This window comes from Streptomyces alkaliphilus (genome assembly GCF_014141535.1).
GTDB lineage: Bacteria > Actinomycetota > Actinomycetes > Streptomycetales > Streptomycetaceae > Streptomyces > Streptomyces alkaliphilus.
This window is the reverse complement of the sequence record NZ_VKHT01000531.1, coordinates 1-3,590: the sequence shown is the minus strand read 5'-3', so window position 1 is coordinate 3,590 and position 3,590 is coordinate 1. Positions and strand designations below refer to the sequence as shown.

4 protein-coding genes are annotated in these 3,590 nt (G+C 71.5%); 1 reads left to right on the top strand and 3 read right to left on the bottom strand.

The window, feature by feature from the left end; translation table 11 throughout:
- Nucleotides 1–318: 318 nt before the first annotated feature.
- Genes FNQ90_RS16190 through FNQ90_RS16185 form a run of 3 tightly spaced genes read right to left on the bottom strand, consistent with a single transcriptional unit; the run spans nucleotide 319 to nucleotide 2,213 of the window.
- Nucleotides 319–807, bottom strand: coding sequence for an SAM-dependent methyltransferase (locus tag FNQ90_RS16190; RefSeq protein WP_182607036.1), 489 nt, complete (start codon nucleotides 805–807; stop codon nucleotides 319–321).
- Between the two features lie 27 nt (nucleotides 808–834).
- Nucleotides 835–1,104, bottom strand: a complete 270-nt coding sequence (locus tag FNQ90_RS28495) for a hypothetical protein (protein ID WP_323380002.1) — start codon at nucleotides 1,102–1,104, stop codon at nucleotides 835–837.
- Entirely contained in the window at nucleotides 1,059–2,213 is a 1,155-nt protein-coding gene (locus tag FNQ90_RS16185) for a Tat pathway signal protein (protein ID WP_323380001.1), read from the bottom strand. The genes FNQ90_RS28495 and FNQ90_RS16185 overlap by 46 nt, the downstream gene beginning before the upstream one ends.
- 215 nt (nucleotides 2,214–2,428) lie before the next feature.
- On the opposite strand from FNQ90_RS16185, the gene FNQ90_RS16180 reads away from it, so the two are divergent.
- Nucleotides 2,429–3,590: sensor histidine kinase (locus FNQ90_RS16180; RefSeq protein ID WP_182607035.1), on the top strand; the 1,162-nt coding region annotated here is incomplete at its 3' end.

Genomic DNA, 3,590 nt, shown 5'->3' with positions numbered 1-3,590 from the left:
ACCCACCCCCGCCCGAAGTCCCCTCCGGGGGCCGATCCCGGGCCCGGGTGACCCGGGTGAAAGTCCCCTGGAGGGAAGGTTTGTATGTCGGCACCCCACACACAGGAACCCCACCTCTCGAAGCCCCCAGGGGTTCGGAGCAAACCCCAAGACCCCCGGCACCGAACGAGGTCGGCCCTCGCCGCTTCATTCCCGGTGTCGGATTGCCGGACGCCGGACCCTGGGATGCACGGGACCCGAGCCAAGACCGGACGTGCAGGTACGCCCCCATATGGCGCGCGGTGGCCCGGAGCCATGGGTGAGCGATCCTGGAACCGCTTACCGTTCCTCCGCCGCACGCCAGTAGTCGGTGAGCATCTCGCCGGGCCAGGCCGGTTGGCGCAGTTCGCCGCGTGGGCCCATCTCGGCGAAGTAGGGGGCCAGGTCCAGGATCGGGGTGCCGTCGACCGCGTCGAAATCGGTCACGTGAAGGTCCAACCCACTGACCCGCAGCAGACGGGGGAAGCTGACCGCCAGCTGGTTGGGGCGCCGGTGGCTGCGGTGCACGAAGGTACCCGTCGCCGGCCACCGGGGGTCGTTCCGCGGGCTGCGGGCGTGCAGAGCGACGTCGGAGGGCGTGGCACGGTGGAAGTGCCAGACGACCACCAGGTGACCGAACTCCTCGATGCCCCGTAGCGTCTCCGGGGGGTAGGTGTCGTTCAGCCGGATGATCGATTCGACCCCGCCCTGGTAGTCGTCGGCCGGCTCGATGTGTCCGCCGATCACGGTGGCGATGGGCTGGAGCTGGATCGGGTCGGGCACGGTCATCTCCTCCGGACGCAGGGGCCGATCGGCTCACCCTATGCGCGCGAGAACGGTCCGTGCGCGGTCCTCGATGTCCGCCACGCACGCCGGGCCGCGGTCGCGGAAGGGGGAGAGTGTGCGTCGCATGTCGATGACGGTGTCCCGGGCCCGGCCGGAGCGCACGCCCTCCATCGTGTCCAGGGCCCTTCCCCAGGTGTCGCAGGCTGCCTCCACGGCCCCCCGGCGGGCTTGCACCGCGCCGAGGTACCCGAGGGTCACCGAGTGGGTCCGGGTGAAGGTCTGCTTGGCACGGGTGCGCACGCTGCGCCGGAACTCCTTCTCCGCGCCCTCAGATCCCCCAGATCCCGCAGGGCACAGGCGGTCTCGTGGGCGAGGCTGGCTTCCCCGAAGAAGAACACTCTCGCCGGTTCGTGGCCGTCGTCCCGGACGGCGGCCAAGTCGTCCTCGGCCCGTCGAAGGGCCGCCATCGTCTCGGCCCGGTGGCCCGCCACGGCGAGGGCACGGGCATGCACCACACCGATCAATGCCTTCTCCCGAGGCGCCGCCTCGGCGTAGCGCTTGCGCTCCAGTGACGCCGTGGCCAGGTCCAGTGCCTGTCGGGGGTGCCCCAGGTCCACCGCCTGGTGGGCCATCGCCCGCAGCACGTGGCCCGCCAGGGGCGCGTCCTCGGCCTCGGCCGCCAAGCGGGTGGCGAGGACGAAGTACCGCTGCGCGAGACCGTGCTCGGAGGCGTCGAAGGCCATCCATCCGCACAGGTAGGTCAACTCCCCGGCGGTGGAGAACAGCTCGCGCCGTACCTCTTCGTCCCCTGCTCGGCGATCCAGGAGCGCGGCGACATCGGTGTGCAGGTACGCGGCCAGGGCCGCGCGACCCTCCCCGCCACCACGCCGCTGATCGCGGCGCGAGAAGAAATCGATCATCTCGCGGACGCCGGCCACGTCCCGGGCGTCGACCGACCCGGGTGCCGGGGGCCGGCGGGTGCGCGCTCGTTCGGCCGCGGTCTCCCACCACGAGGCGCCGGGCAGCACGATGCCGGCCGCCGAATACCCCAGTGTGGCCAAGACCCCGCGCCGCCGCCTGTCCAACTCCACACTCCCCAGCTCTCGCAGTGCCGTGGCGGAGTCCTCGCTCCACTCCGGTGCCGGAGGAGACGCATCCGACAGGCCGATGTCGGCCGGTGTCAGGGTACGTCCCAGCCCTCGCGACAGTGTCTCGCAGAGGATGAGCACGGACCGCTCGCCCGGTCGGACACCGCGCACCCACTGGTTGACATGGGAGCGCGTGAAGGCCGAGGTCTTCCCGTTCCGCTGTTCGGCAGCGACCTGTCGCATGCGCCGTGCGAGTTGCTCCTGTGTCCACCCGGCCTCGGCGATGACCTCCGCCAGCTGGACATTGCGTGTGCGCGCCATGTCCGCCCCACCCTTCCGGCTTCCCGCGTTACCCGCGTTACCCGACCTTCCCCACCGCCGGCCCTCCCGACGCGGCGTGAAGGGCGGTTCGCTGAACGTACCCGAAATCGGTGGCGCACCGTGCCCCGATCGCTACTCGATCACTTCCGTGAAGAGGACCTCCCCATGCACAACCCTCCCGTCCCGTTCGGCCGAAGCCTTCTCGGAGGAGACCGGTGAGTCCCGCGTTCGAAGCGCTCCTGGCCGGTGGCCTGGTGGTGAGCACCGGTGCCGCCGGCGCCCTGGGGCTCGTGCTCCGCAGCACCCGACGGCGGGCCGAGGAGGAGCAGCGCAGGGTCCGGTTGCGGGCCGAGGCGACGGTGCTGGAGACGCGGCGGCTGGCCGCCGCGGACACCGACGAGCTGCGTCGCCGGTTGGAGGGGCACCGCCTGCTGCTGGAGGCGGTGTTGGAGGAGACGCGGGAGCTGGTGGAGCGCAGACTGCCCGCAGTGATCGACACCCGTGCCCGGCGTTACCCGGGAGTGGTCGTGCCCGGGGTGGCCACGGAGTTGGTGCGGGGCAACGAGCTGGAGGAGTTGCACTCCCGTGTCCTGGCCCTGGTCGGCGAGGCGGTGGAGGTCACCGAGGAGCGGATCGGTCGGGCGGCGCGGGCCGGCGTGCGGGGCACGGCGGATGAGACCCAGGCGCTGCTGGTGCGGTTGCAGGACCGGATCGACCGCGAGCTGGAGAAGGACACCGGGGGCGGCCCTCACGTCCAGGGGCTGAGCGACATCGACCACCTGACCACCATGGCCCTGCACATGGTGCAGCGGCTGCGGATCCTGGCCGGTTCGTGGCCGGGGCTGCAACGGGCGGACTGCACCGTGCGCGAGATCATCGAGAGCGCGCGGGGCCGCATCGGCGACTACCGGCGGGTGGACTACACCTACCAACCCGACATCGGGGAGCAGCTGGTCGAGGGCCGGGTGGTGGAGCCGATCACGGTGGCGCTCGCCGAGCTGCTGGGGAACGCGACCGCCTACTCCGGTGACCGGGTGCCGGTGCACGCCCGGTGGGTGCCCAAGGGCTTTCGCATCGTGGTCGAGGACAGCGGTGCGGGCATGAACGCCTTTCAGCTCGATTACGCCGAGCGGTGGCTCTCGGCGCCGGATACGACGCTGGATGTCACCGCGCTGGAGGACGAACGCCGGTTGGGCTTCGCGGTGGTAGGGCGCCTGGCACGGGACTACGGCTTCCGCGTCGATGTCTCGGCGCCCTCCTCGTCCGGGGGCGTGAAAGCGGTGGTGTTCGTGCCCCACCACCTGCTGGCCGAACCCGCCCGATCGACCTCTGCCTCTCCCCTGTTCTCCTCGCCTCCGCCGACGGCCCCCCTTGCCG